This window comes from Lentzea sp. NPDC054927, assembly GCF_053610285.1.
Window position 1 is genome coordinate 90,161 of record NZ_JBSGXZ010000033.1, and the last position, 17,023, is coordinate 107,183.

Here is a 17,023-nt window from a genome sequence, read left to right on the forward strand (position 1 = left end):
AAAGACTTCGTGCGCGGCCGAACGAGTCTTTGCTAGAGCGTCACCCGGTCGTCGTGCATCGGCTCAGGCCGAGCCACCAGCACCGGACAAGACGCGTGGTAAAGCGCCGCACGAGTGATCAGCCCAACCCCGTCACCCTGCCCACCCCGCCCCACCACGACCAGGTCCGAGTCCAGGGCGGCCAGGGCCTCGTGCGGATGCCGCGACTCCACCAGAACGTCGGGTGTCAGCTCGGGGGCTGTGGTGCGCAGGAACAGGACGGCGCGGCGGACCGCGGCCTCGTCGCGGGGGACGGAGACGCCGTGCTGGGCTGGTGGGTGGACGTGCAGCAGGCGCAGTGACGCTCGGCGGGTGCGGCAGAACTCGACCGCGCGCCGCAGCACGACCGGGTCCTCGCACCCGCCGACGGCAGCGGTGATCCAGCCGTACTCGCCGCGGATTGCCGGGGGTCGTCCGCGCACCACCACGACTCCGCACCGCGCGCGGCGCAACACCGGGAGGACGAGGGAGCCCAGACCCAGGCTGCGGTGCTGTTCTCCTTTGCACCCCAAGACCAAGGTCGCGCTGGAGTCCGACGCCCTCACCAGTGCGGCCACCGGGTCGTCACCGCTCGGGCGGAAGTGGGCGGTGAGCATGGGGAGTCGTTCGAGGACTCGCTGGACCGTCGTGTCGCCGGGGTCCGCGAGGTACACCTGGAGGTCTGTTCTGAGTGACCACGCGTGGCGTGCCGCCCACTCGAACGCGTGGTAGGCGGACTCGGAAGTGTCGACGCCCACCGTCACGGAACGACTGAAATCCGGTGCCCAGAAAGAAAATCTCCTGGGTTCCACCGCCGTGCGTGTTCTCATTGCCGCCTCCTGCCGCCCCCTACCTCACCGCGCGCACACAACTGACCACAGGGTCGGAAGTCACTAAGCGGGCATGAACTTGTTCGGCCGGACGGGCTCACCCCTGAAGAGCACCCGAAACGGCCACTCGAACGGCCTATCACGGCAGATCATCACCCGATTGCCAACGCGCCGCTCGGCCACTCCGCGCACGCCGGTAGCCTCTTGCCCGTGCCTGCCAAGCTCGAGGGCAAGGTCGCGACCGCCCCGCCCCGCCCCAACGCCATTCGCCCTGCTTCCGTGGCCGCACTCGCCGCGGTTGCCGACGTGCACCTGACCAGGCCAGCGCATGCTGACGTCCAGGTGACGGGGGTGACTCTGCGTGCACAGCACGTGGTCCCCGGAGACCTCTACGCGGCGCTGCCCGGTGCCCGTGTGCACGGTGCCGACTTCGCCGAGACGGCCTTGGCCAACGGTGCCGTCGCGGTGCTGACGGACGAGGCCGGTGCCGCGCGCGAGTCCCTCAAGGACGTGCCCGTGCTGATCCACCCGCGGCCGCGCGAGGTCGTGGGTCTGCTCGCCGCGCACGTCTACGGCCAGCCGTCGACGAAGATCAAGCTGTGGGGGGTCACCGGCACGTCCGGCAAGACCACCACCACGTACATGATCGAGTCGGTGCTCCGGGCCGCGAAGAAGCGGACGGGCCTCATCGGCACCGTCGGCACGCGCATCGGCGACGAGCAGCTCGACAGCTCGCACACCACGCCCGAGGCGCCGGACCTGCAGGCGCTGTTCGCCGTCATGGCTGAGCGCGGCATCACCGACGTGGCGATGGAGGTGTCGAGCCACGCGCTGGAACTGGGCCGTGTCGCCGCCACCGAGTTCGAGATCGGCGCGTTCACGAACCTCAGCCAGGACCACCTCGACTTCCACTCCTCGATGGAGGAGTACTTCGAGGTGAAGGCGCAGCTGTTCGACGGCCGCGCGCGCAAGGAGATCGTCTGCGTCGACGGCGAGTGGGGTCCCCGTCTCGTCCGCGACCACACGATCACCGTCGCCACCACCAAGCCCGCCACCTGGACCGCGAGCAACGTCGAGGTGTCGCCGACCGGCGAGCAGACGTTCATCGCGCACGGGCCCGACGGCGACATCGAGATCCACCTCCAGCTCGCCGGCAGCTTCAACATCGCGAACGCCCTGCTCGCGATCGCCTGCCTGCACGCGGAGGGCATTTCGGAAGAAGCCATCGCGGAAGGCCTCACGAACGTCCAGGTCCCCGGCCGCATGCAGCGCGTCGACGAGGGCCAGGACTTCACCGCCGTCGTCGACTACTCGCACAAGCCCGCCGCCGTCGCCCTCGCGCTGGACGCCGTGCGCGCGAAGACCGACGGCCGGGTGATCATCGTGCTGGGCTGCGGCGGTGACCGCGACAAGGCCAAACGACCGCTGATGGGCGAGGCCGCCGCGGAACGCGCCGAGGTGTTGATCATCACCGATGACAACCCGAGGAGCGAAGACGCGTCCTCTATTAGGGCCGCCATGCTCGAAGGCGCCCTCGCCGCCGACAACAGGGGCGAGGTGCTCGAGATCGGCGACCGGAGGCTCGCGATCGAGAAGGCCGTCGAGCTCGCACGTCCGGGCGATGTCGTCGTGGTGGCCGGCAAGGGACACGAAACGGGACAGGAGATCGCCGGCGTGATCCACCCGTTCTCGGACGTCGAGACGCTGACCGCCGCGATCAGAAAGGCTCACCGTTGATCGCACTCACGCTCGCCGAGATCGCGAAGATCGTCGGCGGACGGTTGCACGCAACCGATGGCAGCCCGGCAGTCACGGGCTCCATCGAGTTCGACACCCGCAAGGTCACCGAGGGCGGCCTCTTCCTGGCGTTGCCCGGTGAGCGCGTGGACGGCCACGACTTCGCCGCCCAGGCGGTCGCGAGCGGTGCCGCCGGCGTGCTGGCCGGCCGTGAGGTCGACGCCCCCGCGGTGATCGCGCCGCCGGTGGAGACCAAGCACGCCAACGCTTACGTGCTGGCCGGCGACACGACCGGCGAGGGCGCCGCGGTGCTGGCCGCGCTGGCCAAGCTCGCGCGGTACGTCACCGACCAGCTCCAGGACCTCACGATCGTCGGCGTCACCGGCTCGGCCGGCAAGACGTCCACGAAGGACCTGATCGCGCAGGTGCTGCGGCCGGTCGGGGACGTGATCGCGCCGCCGGAGTCGTTCAACAACGAGCTCGGCCACCCGTGGACCGCACTGCGCGCCACCGAGGACACGAAGTTCCTGGTGCTGGAGCTGTCCGCGCGCGGTATCGGCCACATCGCGAACCTCTGCGAGATCGCCCCGCCGAAGTTCGGCGCCGTGCTCAACGTCGGCACCGCGCACCTGTCGGAGTTCGGTTCCCGCGAGGGCATCGCGCAGGGCAAGGGCGAGCTGATCGAGTCGCTGCCGGAGGACGGCGTCGCGATCCTCAACGCCGACGACCCGCTGGTGGCGGGCATGGCGAGCCGCACGAAGGCCAAGGTCGTTCTCGTCGGTGAGAACCAGAAGGCCGACGTCCGCGCCGAGAACATCGAGCTGGACGAGCAGGCCCGCGCGAGCTTCACATTGAAGACCGCGCAGGGCGACGCGCAGGTCAAGCTCGCGCTGAACGGCCTGCACCAGGTCGGCAACGCGCTGGTCGCCGCCGCCATCGCCCTCGAACTGGGTGCCACGCCCGCCGAGGTCGCCGAACGACTCGGCGCCGCCGAACGGGTTTCCGCGCACCGCATGGTGATCACCGACCGGCCCGACGGCGTGACCGTCGTCGACGACGCGTACAACGCGAACCCGGACTCGGTGCGAGCGGCGTTGAAGGCGCTCGCGACGATCTCGCGCGCCACCACGCCCGCCCGCCGCAGCTGGGCCGTGCTCGGCCCGATGGCGGAACTGGGCGACGACGCGGTGCGCGAGCACGACGAGATCGGCCGCCTCGTGGTGCGGCTGGACATCAGCAAGCTGGTCGTCATCGGTGACGCGGCCCGCGCGATGCACCAAGGGGCGCACCTGGAAGGATCTTGGGGGGAAGAATCCGTCCTGGTGCCGGACGCGGACGCGGCGATCGCGTTGCTGCGCGCGGAAATCCGGCCCGGTGACGTCGTGCTGGTCAAGGCATCAAACGCCTACCGCCTGTGGCGCATTGCCGAGGCCCTGCTGGAGGCAGGAACCAAGTGAAGAGCATCCTGATCGCGGCAGCGATCGCACTCGCGGTGTCGATCCTGCTGACGCCCTACCTGATCAAGATCTTCTCCCGGCAGGGCTTCGGCCAGGAGATCCGCGAGGACGGTCCGCAGCACCACAAGACCAAGCGCGGCACGCCGACCATGGGTGGCCTCGCCATCCTGGTCGCCATGTGGGCCGGCTATCTCGGCACGCACCTCGTGAACTCGATGTCGGCCTCGGCGTCCGGGCAGACCCCGACGGCGTCCGGCCTGCTCGTGCTGATGCTGACGACGTCGCTGGGCATCGTCGGCTTCCTGGACGACTTCATCAAGATCCGCAAGGCGCGCAACCTGGGCCTGAACAAGACCGCCAAGCTGGTCGGCCAGTTCATCGCGACGATCACGTTCGCGATCCTGGTGCTCCAGTTCCCGAACAAGGACGGCCTGACGCCCGCGTCGGTCAACCTGTCGTTCGTCCGCGACATCACCGTGGTCTCGTTCGGCGTCGTCGGGTTCATCGTCTTCTGCTACGGCATGGTCGCCGCGTGGTCGAACGCCGTGAACCTGACCGACGGCCTCGACGGCCTGGCCGGTGGCTCGTCGGCGATGGTGTTCGGCACCTACGTGGTGATCTCGTTCTGGCAGTTCCGCTACAACTGCTCCAGCTACGCCGTGGCCGGCTGCTACGACGTGCGAGACCCGCTGGATCTGGCGGTGATCGCCGCGGCCGCGATGGCGGGCTGCATCGGCTTCCTCTGGTGGAACGCCGCTCCGGCCAAGATCTTCATGGGTGACACGGGTTCGCTGGCGCTCGGCGGCCTGGTCGCCGGTCTCGCGATCGCGACCCGCACCGAGCTGCTGATGATCGTCATCGGCGGTCTGTTCGTGGTCGAGGCGCTGTCGGTGGCGTTGCAGGTCGCGGTCTTCCGCACCTCACGACGGCGCCTGTTCCGAATGGCGCCGTTCCACCACCACTTCGAGCTAGCTGGCTGGGCGGAAACCACTGTCATCATCCGGTTCTGGCTGATGGCCGGAATCTGCTGCATGTTCGGGCTTGGCGTGTTCTACAGCGAGTGGCTGACGGGCGGGTTCTAGAACTATGACCAAGCTGGCCGGAACAAAGGTGCTGGTCGCCGGTGCTGGAGTGACCGGCCGGTCCGCCGCGGAGGCGTTGCTCGCGGCGGGCGCGGAGGTCGTGGTGACGGACTCGTCGCAGGAGCGACTGGCCGCGCTGGAGACCATGCTCGAAGGCGTCGAGCTGGTGCCCGGCCTGACCGAACCCCCTGCCGGGACCTCGCTGGTCGTCACGAGTCCCGGCTGGCAGCCGTCGAGCCCGTTGCTCGCGGCCGCCGCGTCGGCGGGCATCGAGGTGATCGGCGAGGTCGAGCTGGCCTGGCGGATGGCCGCCGAGCTGGCCGACCCACCGGTGTGGCTCGCGGTGACCGGCACGAACGGCAAGACCACAACGGTCGGCATGCTGGAGTCGATCCTGCACGCGGCCGGCGCGGACGCCGTGGCCTGCGGAAACGTGGGTCTGCCCGTGGTGGACGCGCTGCTCGCGGGACGCCGGGTGCTGGCCGTGGAGCTGTCCAGCTTCCAGTTGCACTGGGCGCCGTCGGTGCGACCGCAGGCGGGCGCGCTGCTCAACCTCGCGGAGGACCACCTCGACTGGCACGGCGGCATGCAGCCGTACGCGCAGGCCAAGGCCCGGATCCTCACCGGTGACGTGGCGATCGGCTGGCTCGACGACGACCTCGTCGTCGACCTGCTGGAGGCCTCGCCCGCCCGTGACCGGATCGGGTTCACGCTCGACGAGCCGGAGGACGGCCAGCTCGGCGTGCGCGACGGCTGGCTGGTCGACCGGGCGTTCGCCGACGACGAGGCGTTGGTCGAGGTTTCGAAGATCCGCCCGGCCGGTCCTCCCGGCATCGCGGACGCTCTCGCCGCGACGGCTCTGGCGCGTGCGTACGGTGTGCCGTCCGAGGCTGTGCGCGAAGGCTTGGAGGCGTTCGAACCGGCTGCGCACCGCGCGGTGCTGGTCGCCGTCGACGGTGCTGACATCCACTACATCAACGACTCGAAGGCTACGAACCCGCACGCCGCGGTGGCGTCGCTGCGGGCGTTCGACAGCGTCGTCTGGATCGCCGGCGGGCTCCTGAAGGGCGCTTCGGTCGAGGAGATGGTCCGGACCGAGGCGCACCGGCTGCGCGGCGCGGTGCTGATCGGGCAGGATCGCCAGGTCATTGCGGACGCTCTCGCGCGACACGCGCCGGATGTCCCCGTTCGTGTGCTTGACACGGGGGACGATGAGCCCATGACCGTCGCGGTACGGGCTGCTCAGGAACTTGCGAAGCCGGGAGACACCGTGCTGCTCGCGCCGGCGGCGGCCTCCATGGACATGTTCACCGACTACGCCCATCGCGGCCAGGCCTTCACGACCGCGGTGCAGGAGCTCATCGGCCGATGAGCGTCGTCGCGGAGAAGACGAGATCCAAGCGCAAGGTGCGGCCTGCGGGCCGCATCGCGTCGTTGCGCGGCGGTCTGACCGCGTGGCTGAGCCGTCCGCTCGCCGACTTCCACCTGCTGCTCGCGATCTTCGGCATGCTCACCGTGCTCGGCCTGGTGATGGTGCTGTCGGCGTCGGCGCCGGGACAGGTCGCGTCGGGCGTGTCCGCCTACAGCGTGTTCCAGAAGCAGTTGATCTACGTCTGCATCGGCGCGGTGTTGTTCTGGCTGGTCCTGCGGTTCCCGCTGCGGCGGTTGCGGCACCTGTCGACGGCCGCGATGGGCATCGGCGTGGTGTTGCTGGCGCTCGTGCTCACGCCGCTGGGCGACGTCCGCGGTGGCGCCCGGTCGTGGTTCATGCTCGGGCCGATCTCGTTCCAGCCGATCGAGGCCGTGAAGCTCGCGCTGGCGTTGTGGGGCGCGCACGTCCTGGTCACCAAGCGGGCGTTGCTGTCGCAGTACCGCCACCTGCTGGTGCCCGTCGTGCCGGTCGCGATGCTGGTGTTCGCGCTGGTCATGCTGCAGCCCGACCTCGGCGGCACGATCACGCTCGGCGTGGTGCTGATCAGCATGCTGTGGTTCGTGGGCGCGCCGATGAGACTGTTCGGCGTGATCGCCGGTGGCGCGGTGGCGGGTGCCGTCGTGCTCGCGATCGGCGCCGCGTACCGGCTGCAGCGCGTGACGTCGTTCCTCGACCCCAACGCCGACCCGCAGGGCGCGGGTCTGCAGGCGCGGCAGGCGATGTTCGCACTGGCCGAGGGCGGGTTCTTCGGCAAGGGGCTCGCGCAGGGCAGCTCGCAGTGGCGGTACCTGCCCAACGTCGAGTCGGACTTCATCTTCGCCGTCATCGGCGAGGAGCTCGGGTTCGTCGGGTGCGCGCTGGTGCTGGCGCTGTTCGGCGGGCTCGCGTGGGTCGGCCTGCGGATCGCCTCGCGCAACACCGACCCGTGGATCCGGATCGTGTCGGCGACGCTGACGGTGTGGCTGGTCGCGCAGGCCGCGATCAACATCGGCTACGTCGTGCGGCTGCTGCCGGTCACCGGCATCACGCTGCCGATGATCTCCTCCGGCGGCACCTCCGTGGTCACCACCATGATCGTGTTCGGCATCCTCGCGAACTGCGCCCGTCACGAGCCCGAGGCCGTGGCGGCGCTGCGGTCGCTCGGTCCCGGTCGCGTCGGCGGGCTGCTCAGGCTGCCGGCGCCCGAGGCGTACCGGCCGCCGCCCAAGCGCAAGCCGGTCCGTCCGTCCACCCCTCCGCGCGCACCGGGCAGGCGCACCGCGCAACTTCCGGTCGTCGATGAACGTCGTATGGCTGGAAGGTCCGCACCGCCGTCGGAGTACCGTCGCCGCGAAACGCGGCGGGTGAACCAGAGCCGTTCCGAGCAAGGCCGATCGACCCGCGGTCGCGGTCGATACAACTGAGAAGTCGAAGTCGAAACCAATCTCCGGAGGCAAGTCTTGACCGGGCACCCTGCCCCCAGTGGTCCGTGCGTCGTGGTCGCAGGCGGTGGCACTGCGGGACACATCGAGCCGGCACTGGCGCTGGCCGACGCGGTCATGCGGCTGCGACCGGACGCACGCGTCGTCGCTCTCGGCACCGAGCGCGGCCTGGAGAACAAGATCGTGCCGGCCCGCGGCTACCAGCTGGAGCTGATCCCGCCGGTGCCGATGCCGCGCAAGCCGACCTTGGACCTGCTGAAGCTGCCGCTGAACGTGCGCGGCGCCGTCAAGCAGACCCGTGAGGTGCTGGAGCGCGTCGGCGCGGACGTCGTCGTCGGCTTCGGCGGCTACGTGGCGCTGCCCGCGTACCTGGCCGCGCGCGGCCGCATCCCGATCGTCGTGCACGAGGCGAACGCCAAGGCCGGTCTCGCGAACAAGGTCGGCGCCAAGTTCGCCGCGCACGTCGCCGCGGCTGTGCCGGACTCCGGTCTGCAGGACGCGCAGATCATCGGCATCCCGCTGCGCCAGTCGATCACGACGCTGAACCGCGCCGCGTTGCGCGACGAGGCCCGCCGGTTCTTCGGCCTGGACCCGCACGCGCCGGTCCTGCTGGTGTTCGGTGGCTCGCAGGGCGCGCGCTCGATCAACGAGGCGGTCGCACCCGCGGCGGCCGAGTTCGCGCGCGCCGGCGTGGGCGTGCTGCACGCGTACGGCCCGAAGAACACCATTGCCGTGCAACAGGTTCCGGGCGCGCCGACCTACGTGACGGTGCCGTACCTGGAGCGCATGGACCTGGCCTACGCGGCCGCGGACGCCGTGCTGTGCCGCTCCGGCGCGATGACCGTCGCCGAGGTGTCGGCCGTCGGTCTGCCCGCCGTGTTCGTGCCGCTGCCGCACGGCAACGGTGAGCAGGCCCTCAACGCCGGTCCGGTCATCTCCGCCGGTGGTGGCGTGCTGGTGCCGGACGAGGAACTGACGCCGCAGAAGGTCGCCTCGCTGGTGGTGCCGCTGATGGCGGACCGCAACCGGCTGGCCCAGATGTCCGCGGCGACGCTCGGCACCGGCCGTCGCGAAGCCGACGAGATCCTCGCCCGCACCGTCTTGGATGTGATCCAGAAGTGAGTCTCGAGCGCGTTCACCTCGTCGGCATCGGTGGTGCCGGCATGAGCGGCATCGCCCGCATTCTGCTCGCCCGCGGCGCGCAGGTGTCCGGTTCGGACGCCAAGGACTCGCGGACCGTGCTGGCGCTGCGCGCTCAGGGCGCGCGGATCGCCGTCGGGCACGACTCGTCGAACCTGGACCAGCTCGTCGGCGGCCCGACCGAGGTCGTGGTGTCGACCGCGATCAAGGAGTCGAACCCGGAGTACGCGGCGGCTCGTGAGCGCGGCATCACGGTGCTGCGGCGCGCCGAAGCCCTTGCCGCGCTGATGGAAGACCACCGGGTCGTGTGTGTTGCCGGTACGCACGGCAAGACGTCGACCACGTCGATGCTGACCGTCGCGTTGCAGCACTGCCGGTTGGACCCGTCGTTCGCGATCGGTGGCGACCTGAACGAGTCCGGCGCCAACGCCCACCAGGGCACCGGTGGCGTGTTCGTGGCCGAGGCGGACGAGTCCGACGGCTCGTTCCTGTTCTTCTCGCCGTCTGTCGCTGTTGTGACGAACGTCGAGGCGGACCACTTGGACCACCACGGCACCGTTGAGGCCTACACGGCCGTGTTCGACTCGTTCCTGGAGCGGATCGTGCCGGGCGGCGTGCTGGTGTCCTGTGTGGACGATCCAGGTTCGGCGCGACTGATCGCCGAGGCGCGGGCCCGCGGGATTCGGGTGCGCGAGTACGGGCGCGCCGCCGCGGACGCGCGTCTCGTCGACTACAAGCCTCTCGAGACCGGTGGCCTGGCGTCGGTCGAGATCGACGGCGTCGCGGTCGAGGTGCGCGTCGCGGTGCCGGGCGAGCACATGGCGTTGAACGCTGTCGCCGCTCTGCTGGCCGGCCTGGAGCTGGGCGCGGACCAGGCCGGGCTGCTGGAAGGTCTCGCCGCGTTCGGTGGCGTGCGGCGGCGGTTCGAGTTCAAGGGCCGCGCCGGTGGCGTGTCCGTCTACGACGACTACGCGCACCACCCGACCGAGGTCGACGCACAGCTGCGTGCGGCACGTCCGGTCGCGGCGGCGGGCCGTGTTGTCGTGGTGTTCCAACCGCACTTGTACTCACGCACGCGCACGTTCGCCACCGAGTTCGCCGCCGCCTTGTCGCTGGCGGACGAAGTGATCGTGCTGGACGTGTACGGCGCCCGCGAGGAGCCGGAGCCCGGCATCACCGGCGGGTTGATCGCCGAGCAGGTAACGGCTTCCGTGCACTACGAGCCGTCGTTCGACCGCGTGCCCGCGCTGGTCGCCTCGCTGGTGCGCGAGGGCGACCTCGTGATCACCATGGGCGCCGGCGACGTCACGATGCTCGGCCCCGAGATCGTCAGCGCGCTGTCATGAGTGCCCCGGTTCGCGGCAGGTCCACGCGAGTTCGTCCCGCTGCGAACCGGCGACCGAAGAGCGCGGAGTACCGGGCGCGGCGCAGGATCATCTTGCGCCGCCGCCTGGTAGCTCTGCTCACGCTGCTTTCCGTGGTGGCGTTGACCTACTGCGTGTTCTTCACGCCGTTGCTCGGCGTCCATCAAGTCGACGTCCGTGGTGCCGCGGTGCTGACCGACGACGAGATTCGTGGTGTCGCCGCCATCGAACCCGGCTCCCCGTTGGTGCGCTTGGACCTCAAGGGCATCCACGACCGCGTCGCCGCCATGCCGCGCGTCGCCGCGGTCGAAGTCGAACGCCAGCTGCCGGGCACGGTCCGGTTGCTGATCACCGAACGCGTCCCGGTCGGCTCGGTGAAACTGCCCGACGGCTTCCACCTGGTCGACAGCACCGGCAAGGACTACGCGGTCCTGCCGGCGGCCGCACCAGGCGTGCCCGAACTCGTGCTCGCCGCGCCGTCGTCCGCGGACCCGGCCACGCGCGCCGCGGTCGGGGTGGTGAACGAGCTGCCGGAGAAGCTGCGGCCGGAGGTGGCGTCGGTGGCGGCGACGTCCGGCGCCGACGTGAAGCTGACGCTGTCCGGGAACCGCGTGGTGAAGTGGGGCAGCTCCGACGACACCCCGCGCAAGGCGGCCGTGCTGCTGGTGCTGCTGACCCGGCCTGGCACGACCTACGACGTCTCGTCGCCGGACCTGGCGACGGTTTCCTAGTTTCCTGACTTTCAGCGGGCCGGGATCGGCGGCTCTGCCCTGCCTTGATCCGATCCCGGCCTGACGCTGGAAGCGCTTCCTCAGCGGTGTTCGCCGGCGTGCCAACGACCCTGGGGCTGGCGTGCCGGCGACCGGCTACGGACGCGGGGTTGGTGGCCGGGACGGTGTGGGGAACCGGCGGGGACGTCGGTGCGGGGACCGGGGAGTTGGCTGCGAGCACATGGAGATCTCCTGAGGTTCTTTGGTCAGCCGAGCGTGAGGTGGAAGCCTTCGGCCATCGCCTCTTGCTGTGTCTTCCAGATCACGCCGCGGTTGACGTTGCCCGTGCTCGCGCCGTAGAGCCGCTCTCCTGTCGGTATGTCCCGCACCGTGAAAGTGAAGACGCAACGGTCCTCGCCCTTCCTCAGCGCGGACACGCCGAGCATCTTGTTGTCCTGGTTGACGATCTCAACCTGGGCCCCGTCACGAATGTCGCTGTAGCCACCTGATCCACAGCTGCCGGCCACGGTCATGCTGCCGTCGACGGAGAACGTGTCAGGTGTGCCCCATTCCACTGGGGTTGTGCATGCGGTTCTTCCGGTGGAAGAGGGTCCACGGGGGATCTCCTGTGGCTCGCCGGTCAGCCGTTCGGCCTGAGCGCTGTCGCGACCCGCACGAACAGGTTGCCCACCCTGCTCGTCAGGAGTTCCAACACGATCGCCTCGATGACGAGCGAACGCACGGACGCGGGTGCGGGTGCCAAGACGGGCCTCCTCGTAGTGAACGACTACCGTGCTCATCGGACTGCTTCTCGCGGTATTAGCCGGATTCGTCGTTGTCACCCGAAGGAAGTACTCATGGCTCGCCACGTCGTGGTTGTGGGCGCTGGTCTTGCCGGACTGTCGGCCGCGATGCACTTGCGGGGCGCCGGGTGGCGGGTCACCGTCGTCGAAAAGGCTGATGTGCCAGGCGGTCGCGCTGGGACTGTCCAGGTGGGTGGGTTCGTCGCGGACAGCGGGCCGACGGTGCTGACGATGCCGGAATACCTCGACGAGGCTTTTGGCGCGGTGGGGGAGCGGCTGGCGGACTGGCTGACGCTCGACCGGGTCGATCCGGCTTACCACGCGCGGTTCGCGGACGGGTCGCGGATCGCGGTGCACGCCGATGCCGAGGCCATGGAGGCCGAGGTTCGCAACGTCTGCGGCGCAAGGGAAGCGGCCGGGTATCGAAATTTGCGGCGGTGGCTGGGTGAGCTGTACTCGACTCAGCGGGAGCACTTCATCGGGGCCAACTTCGACTCGCCGTTCGACCTGGTCCGGCCGGAGTTGGTGAAGCTGGCGCGGCTGGGTGGGTTCGGGCGGCTGGAGTCGCAGTTGCGGCGGTTCATCAGGGACGAGCGGCTCATCAGGGTGTTTTCGTTCCAGGCTCTGTACGCGGGAGTGCCGCCGCAGCATGCCCTCGCGGCGTACGGGGTTATCGCGTACATGGACACCATCGCGGGTGTGTACTACCCGCGCGGTGGGATGCATGCGGTGCCTCAGGCGTTGGGCAAGGCCGCTGAGAAGCACGGTGCGGAGTTCCGTTACGGCGCAACGGTCACACGTCTGGAGTGGCGTGGGGCCAATGTGAGGGCTGTGCACACGGCTGAGGAGCGCATCGAGTGTGACGCGGTGGTCTTGGCGTGTGAGTTGCCGGACGCGTACCGGTTGCTCGGGAAGAGCCCGCGACGGCTCGGTGGGCACCGTTGGTCGCCGTCTGCCGTGGTGTTGCACGCGGCGACAGATCGCACTTGGGACATCGGGCACCACAACATCCTGTTCGGGGGCGCGTGGCGGGGGACGTTCGACGAGATCGTCCACAAGGGACAGTTGATGTCGGACCCGTCGCTGCTCGTCACGCACGCGCAGGACGGGCTGCACTATGTGCTGGCGCCGTGCCCGAACCTGAAGACCGGGCCGATCGACTGGCGGCGCGTCGGGCCGCGGTACCGCGACGAGCTGGTGCGGACGCTGGAGGCGCGCGGGCTGGACGGGTTCGGTGCGGCTGTCCGGGACGAGGTGCTCGTGACGCCGCTGGACTGGGGCAACGCGGCGGGCACGCCGTTCGGGCTCGCGCACACCTTCGCGCAGACGGGACCGTTCCGGCCGCGCAACGTCGTGCGCGGGGTGGAGAACGTGGCGTTGGCGGGTGCGGGGACCACGCCGGGTGTCGGGGTGCCGCCGGTGCTGATCTCCGGACGCCTTGCGGCCCAGCGGATAAATGCGGTGCGGTGACCTGGGCGCTCATGCAGGCTGCGCCGCATGACACGGACTGCACCACCACTCGTCGCTGATGAACGTGCGACGTACACGGCCCTGTTGGACTACCTCCGCGCGACGATCGAGCTGAAGGTCGAGGGACTCGCGGAGGGCGACGCGGCGCGTGCGGTGTTGCCGTCGAAGCTGACGACAGCCGCGGGTGTGGTGAAGCACGTGCGGTGGGTCGAGCACCACTGGTTCGAGGTGGTGCTGGCCGGACGGGGGTCGCGTGCGCCGTACACGATGGAGGACCCCGACGCGGACTGGCGCGTCGAGGAGGGCGAGACGCTCGCCGGGCTACTGGAGGACTACCGGCGGCAGGCCTCGGTGAGCCGGGAGATCCTCGCCGGCGTGGAGCTCGACGGCGAGGTGCCGTTCCGGGGCGACCGGACGGTCTCGGCCCGATGGGTGCTCGCGCACGTCATCGAGGAGACCGCCCGGCACGCCGGTCAGCTGGACGTGGTCAGGGAGCTGCTGGACGGGTCAACCGGCGACTAGTGGCGTGGTGGGTCACACCACTAGCTGCCACTGCTGCGAGAGGCTGATCCCCCAGTACGGGAAGGTGGCCACCTCGCCGTCGCTGGCCGGCGTGAGGTGCCGGGCCGTCGACACGTTCGCGATCTTGTGGTTGCCGAGCTCGTCGACGGTGAACGTCCAGTGCTGGGCGGCGTCCGTCGCCGAGCAGTTCTCCAGGGTGACCGCGCTGTGCCTCAGGTTGGCCAGGCACAGCTCACTCCTGGTGCTGCGCAGCCCCGTCCTGCCGTCGCCGAGGTCGACACGCCGGAACGACTGGCCGGGCGCCGCCGCGCAGGGCCGCATGATCGCCGTGACGCCGTTCTCGGTCACGCAGGCGTCGGTGCGGTCGGCGTTCTTCAGTCGTACGACCCGAGCCGGCTCCTGCCGCGGTGGTGCGACCCCGACCTCGCGGATCTGCCACAGCTCGTTCTCCTCGCCGTCGTCCTTCAGGAACAGCACACCCATGTCGGAGTAGAGGACCTGGGCGAACCTGTCCTGGAACCGGAGCTTGACGGCGCCCGTGGCGACCGGCAGCACCTGAACGCGCTGGCTGGCCGCCTCCGCGTTGCACGGGAGCAGGTACAGCTCCATGCCCTGCTGCAGCCTGTCCAGGCAGTTCCCGCTCGCGACGGCGCGCAGGAACTCCCCGCCCATGGCCGCCGGGACGCGCTCGAACTGCTGCGCGGCGCTTCCCGTGCACGTGGCGAGGCTGGGCGAGACCCTGCCCTGCGGGGTCAGGTCGACGCAGAGATCGTGGCCCACGTTTCTGATCTCGACGATCTTGTTTCCCTCGGTGGCGGCGCTCGCCGGCGCGGCCACGACTGCCCCCAGTGCGATCGCCGCGAGGGCAACGCACAGTTTTCTCATCCCCATGTGACCACGCTAGCGGGCGGCACCGACAGGAAATCGTGGGTTAGGACGGGCGAGACGATCTCTGATTCGACGTCCGACTAGGCTTGGGGTGCGTCGTCCTCAGGCCGTGCGCACTACTTGACTGCACGACCGGGGAGTAGTAGCGCACAGTGTTGGGACCCTACGGCGTGGCTGCTGGACCGACGTGCCACCGGTGCTTACCGTCCAGCAGGAACATATGGGGTTGACATAACTCTGAGCCTCTAGGAGAGGTTGAGAGTTTCAATCCGGGTGCATCACCACCCAGCACCACAGCACGGACCACGATCAGGAAGGCGGATCCGATGACGCCCCCGCACAACTACCTCGCGGTGATCAAGGTCGTCGGCATCGGTGGTGGCGGCGTCAACGCCGTCAACCGCATGATCGAGGTCGGGCTCAAAGGCGTCGAGTTCATCGCGGTGAACACCGACGCACAGGCCTTGCTGATGTCTGATGCCGACGTCAAGCTCGACATCGGCCGCGAGCTGACGCGCGGCCTCGGCGCGGGCGCGAACCCCGAGGTCGGGCACAGGGCCGCCGAAGACCACAGAGAAGAGATCGAGGAGGTCCTCAAGGGGGCCGACATGGTCTTCGTGACCGCCGGCGAGGGCGGCGGCACGGGCACCGGTGGCGCACCGGTGGTGGCCTCGATCGCTCGCAAGCTCGGCGCACTGACCATCGGCGTCGTGACGCGCCCGTTCTCCTTCGAGGGCAAGCGCCGCGCCAAGCAGGCCGAAGACGGCATTCAGGCCCTGCGCAACGAGTGCGACACGCTGATCGTCATCCCGAACGACCGGCTGCTTCAGCTGGGCGACATCGGTGTCAGCCTGATGGACGCGTTCCGTTCGGCCGACGAGGTGCTGCTGTCCGGTGTTCAGGGCATCACGGACCTGATCACGACCCCTGGTCTGATCAACCTGGACTTCGCCGACGTCAAGTCGGTCATGTCCGGGGCGGGCTCGGCGTTGATGGGCATCGGCTCGGCCCGAGGAGAAGGCCGCGCGGTCCAGGCCGCGCAGAAGGCCATCAACTCGCCGCTGCTGGAGGCCTCGATGGAGGGCGCCCACGGGGTGCTGCTGTCGATCGCGGGTGGTTCCGACCTCGGATTGTTCGAGATCAACGAGTCCGCGTCGCTGGTCCAGGAAGCTGCTCACCCGGACGCGAACATCATCTTCGGTACGGTCATCGACGACTCGCTCGGCGACGAGGTTCGGGTCACGGTGATCGCCGCGGGTTTTGACAGCGGCGGGCCCACGCACAAGAAGCTGGAGCCGACGGCGTTGTCGTCACCGCCGCGGACTGCTTCCGGGCCGATCGCTTCCGCTTCGGCGGCGCCGGTGCACCAGTCGGCTCCGGTGGCGCAGACGCCTCCGCCGCCTGTCGCTCAGCCGGTGCATCAGCAGGTGTCGCAGCCGGTTCACCAGCAGGTGCATCAGCCGGTGCACCAGCAGCAGGCGCATTCGCAGGCGGGGCATCAGCCTGGTTCGCAGGGTGAGGTTCGGCAGGCTCCTCCGGCGGCTACTTCTGTGCCGCCGCAGCCTTCGCCTGCTCAGGGCAACGGGTACGTGCCGTCGGTGCCTCGGTCTTTGTCGCAGAACGGGTCGTTGCCCTCTCGGCCGGTGCCGGTCACTGATGATCCGGATGATGAGGTTGACGTGCCGCCGTTCATGCGGCGGTGACGTTCGTACGGCGGTGAGCTGGGAGATCGGTGGATCGACTGGCCGCCGGATGTCGGATTTTCGATCTTGTCGGACCCCCTGAGTAGCGTTTGGGCTCAGGGGGTCTTCCTTTTGAGGGGACGCCTGCGTCAGCTTGTGGATTGGGGCGCGCAGGTTGCGTAGGTCGTCCCCCTGTTGCGTTGGCGGCTGCCGGTTGCGAGTCCGTAGGTGGTTGCGTGCCGTAGTTACCTGGCGGTTGCGAGAGTTTTCCTGGGGCGCTGCCCCAGACCCCGCCAATCTGATCAAAGACCTGCCCACGCCGTCAGCGGGTTGATGGCACGCCTGTTGCGTTGGGCGGAGTTGCGTTGCGTAGGTGGTGCGGTTCGGGTGGGTGGTCCCGTCACGAGCCGAGCCAGAGCGAGCCACCCACGAGGAGGGGTGTCAACTCGACGAAAAGCGTGTCGAGT

At 69.4% G+C, this 17,023-nt stretch carries 15 protein-coding genes; 11 read left to right on the top strand and 4 right to left on the bottom strand.

Going from position 1 to position 17,023, the window contains the following annotated elements:
* Positions 1-32: 32 nt before the first annotated feature.
* Positions 33-782 carry a universal stress protein gene (locus ACWGE0_RS32845; RefSeq protein WP_452264791.1) on the bottom strand — a complete coding sequence of 250 codons (750 nt, stop codon included), beginning with the start codon at positions 780-782 and terminating at the stop codon, positions 33-35.
* A 276-nt stretch (positions 783-1,058) separates the two neighbouring features.
* Here ACWGE0_RS32845 and ACWGE0_RS32850 point away from each other — a divergent pair, with 276 nt between their 5' ends.
* The 8 genes from ACWGE0_RS32850 to ACWGE0_RS32885 are packed head-to-tail and all read left to right on the top strand — an operon-like array spanning position 1,059 to position 11,212.
* Positions 1,059-2,585, top strand: coding sequence for a UDP-N-acetylmuramoyl-L-alanyl-D-glutamate--2,6-diaminopimelate ligase (locus tag ACWGE0_RS32850; protein WP_452264792.1), 1,527 nt, complete (start codon positions 1,059-1,061; stop codon positions 2,583-2,585).
* Positions 2,582-4,042, top strand: a complete 1,461-nt coding sequence (locus ACWGE0_RS32855; RefSeq protein ID WP_452264793.1) for a UDP-N-acetylmuramoyl-tripeptide--D-alanyl-D-alanine ligase — start codon at positions 2,582-2,584, stop codon at positions 4,040-4,042. The genes ACWGE0_RS32850 and ACWGE0_RS32855 overlap by 4 nt, the downstream gene beginning before the upstream one ends.
* Positions 4,039-5,124: a phospho-N-acetylmuramoyl-pentapeptide-transferase gene (gene mraY, locus ACWGE0_RS32860; RefSeq protein WP_253323429.1), complete on the top strand. Its 1,086-nt coding sequence runs from the start codon at positions 4,039-4,041 to the stop codon at positions 5,122-5,124. The genes ACWGE0_RS32855 and mraY overlap by 4 nt, the downstream gene beginning before the upstream one ends.
* 4 nt (positions 5,125-5,128) lie before the next feature.
* Complete coding sequence (gene murD, locus ACWGE0_RS32865) at positions 5,129-6,496, top strand: UDP-N-acetylmuramoyl-L-alanine--D-glutamate ligase (protein WP_452264794.1); 1,368 nt, start codon at positions 5,129-5,131, stop codon at positions 6,494-6,496.
* Positions 6,493-7,959: a putative lipid II flippase FtsW gene (gene ftsW / locus ACWGE0_RS32870; RefSeq protein WP_319968678.1), complete on the top strand. Its 1,467-nt coding sequence runs from the start codon at positions 6,493-6,495 to the stop codon at positions 7,957-7,959. The genes murD and ftsW overlap by 4 nt, the downstream gene beginning before the upstream one ends.
* Before the next feature lie 36 nt (positions 7,960-7,995).
* Complete coding sequence (gene murG, locus ACWGE0_RS32875) at positions 7,996-9,099, top strand: undecaprenyldiphospho-muramoylpentapeptide beta-N-acetylglucosaminyltransferase (RefSeq protein WP_452264795.1); 1,104 nt, start codon at positions 7,996-7,998, stop codon at positions 9,097-9,099.
* On the top strand, positions 9,096-10,463 hold the full coding sequence (gene murC / locus ACWGE0_RS32880; protein WP_452264796.1) for a UDP-N-acetylmuramate--L-alanine ligase: 1,368 nt from the start codon (positions 9,096-9,098) through the stop codon (positions 10,461-10,463). The genes murG and murC overlap by 4 nt, the downstream gene beginning before the upstream one ends.
* A complete protein-coding gene (locus ACWGE0_RS32885) occupies positions 10,460-11,212 on the top strand; it encodes a cell division protein FtsQ/DivIB (protein WP_452264797.1) in 753 nt (250 codons plus the stop codon). Before murC ends, ACWGE0_RS32885 begins: the two co-directional genes overlap by 4 nt.
* Before the next feature lie 245 nt (positions 11,213-11,457).
* On the opposite strand, the gene ACWGE0_RS32890 is transcribed toward ACWGE0_RS32885, so the two are convergent.
* Together ACWGE0_RS32890 and ACWGE0_RS32895 are read right to left on the bottom strand one after the other, a co-directional pair.
* On the bottom strand, positions 11,458-11,724 hold the full coding sequence (locus tag ACWGE0_RS32890; RefSeq protein WP_452264798.1) for a hypothetical protein: 267 nt from the start codon (positions 11,722-11,724) through the stop codon (positions 11,458-11,460).
* 107 nt (positions 11,725-11,831) lie between these two features.
* Positions 11,832-11,954, bottom strand: a complete 123-nt coding sequence (locus tag ACWGE0_RS32895) for a hypothetical protein (protein ID WP_452264799.1) — start codon at positions 11,952-11,954, stop codon at positions 11,832-11,834.
* 94 nt (positions 11,955-12,048) lie between these two features.
* On the opposite strand from ACWGE0_RS32895, the gene crtI reads away from it, so the two are divergent.
* Entirely contained in the window at positions 12,049-13,464 is a 1,416-nt protein-coding gene (crtI, locus tag ACWGE0_RS32900; protein WP_452264800.1) for a phytoene desaturase family protein, read from the top strand.
* Between the two features lie 27 nt (positions 13,465-13,491).
* Positions 13,492-13,986: a DinB family protein gene (locus ACWGE0_RS32905; RefSeq protein ID WP_452264801.1), complete on the top strand. Its 495-nt coding sequence runs from the start codon at positions 13,492-13,494 to the stop codon at positions 13,984-13,986.
* Between the two features lie 12 nt (positions 13,987-13,998).
* On the opposite strand, the gene ACWGE0_RS32910 is transcribed toward ACWGE0_RS32905, so the two are convergent.
* Complete coding sequence (locus ACWGE0_RS32910; protein ID WP_452264802.1) at positions 13,999-14,877, bottom strand: RICIN domain-containing protein; 879 nt, start codon at positions 14,875-14,877, stop codon at positions 13,999-14,001.
* A 323-nt stretch (positions 14,878-15,200) separates the two neighbouring features.
* Between ACWGE0_RS32910 and ftsZ the strand changes: the two genes are divergently transcribed.
* Positions 15,201-16,577 carry a cell division protein FtsZ gene (gene ftsZ / locus ACWGE0_RS32915; protein WP_452264803.1) on the top strand — a complete coding sequence of 459 codons (1,377 nt, stop codon included), beginning with the start codon at positions 15,201-15,203 and terminating at the stop codon, positions 16,575-16,577.
* The last annotated feature ends 446 nt before the right edge of the window (positions 16,578-17,023 follow it).

What these genes read in the sequence shown, in the direction of transcription:
- ftsW (WP_319968678.1), top strand. Translation starts at nt 6,493, where the DNA reads ATGAGCGTCGTCGCGGAGAAGACGAGATCCAAGCGCAAGGTGCGGCCT.
- murD (WP_452264794.1), top strand. Translation starts at nt 5,129, where the DNA reads ATGACCAAGCTGGCCGGAACAAAGGTGCTGGTCGCCGGTGCTGGAGTG.
- ftsZ (WP_452264803.1), top strand. Translation starts at nt 15,201, where the DNA reads ATGACGCCCCCGCACAACTACCTCGCGGTGATCAAGGTCGTCGGCATC.
- crtI (WP_452264800.1), top strand. Translation starts at nt 12,049, where the DNA reads ATGGCTCGCCACGTCGTGGTTGTGGGCGCTGGTCTTGCCGGACTGTCG.
- ACWGE0_RS32890 (WP_452264798.1), bottom strand. Translation starts at nt 11,724, where the DNA reads ATGACCGTGGCCGGCAGCTGTGGATCAGGTGGCTACAGCGACATTCGT.
- ACWGE0_RS32905 (WP_452264801.1), top strand. Translation starts at nt 13,492, where the DNA reads ATGACACGGACTGCACCACCACTCGTCGCTGATGAACGTGCGACGTAC.
- ACWGE0_RS32910 (WP_452264802.1), bottom strand. Translation starts at nt 14,877, where the DNA reads ATGGGGATGAGAAAACTGTGCGTTGCCCTCGCGGCGATCGCACTGGGG.
- ACWGE0_RS32885 (WP_452264797.1), top strand. Translation starts at nt 10,460, where the DNA reads ATGAGTGCCCCGGTTCGCGGCAGGTCCACGCGAGTTCGTCCCGCTGCG.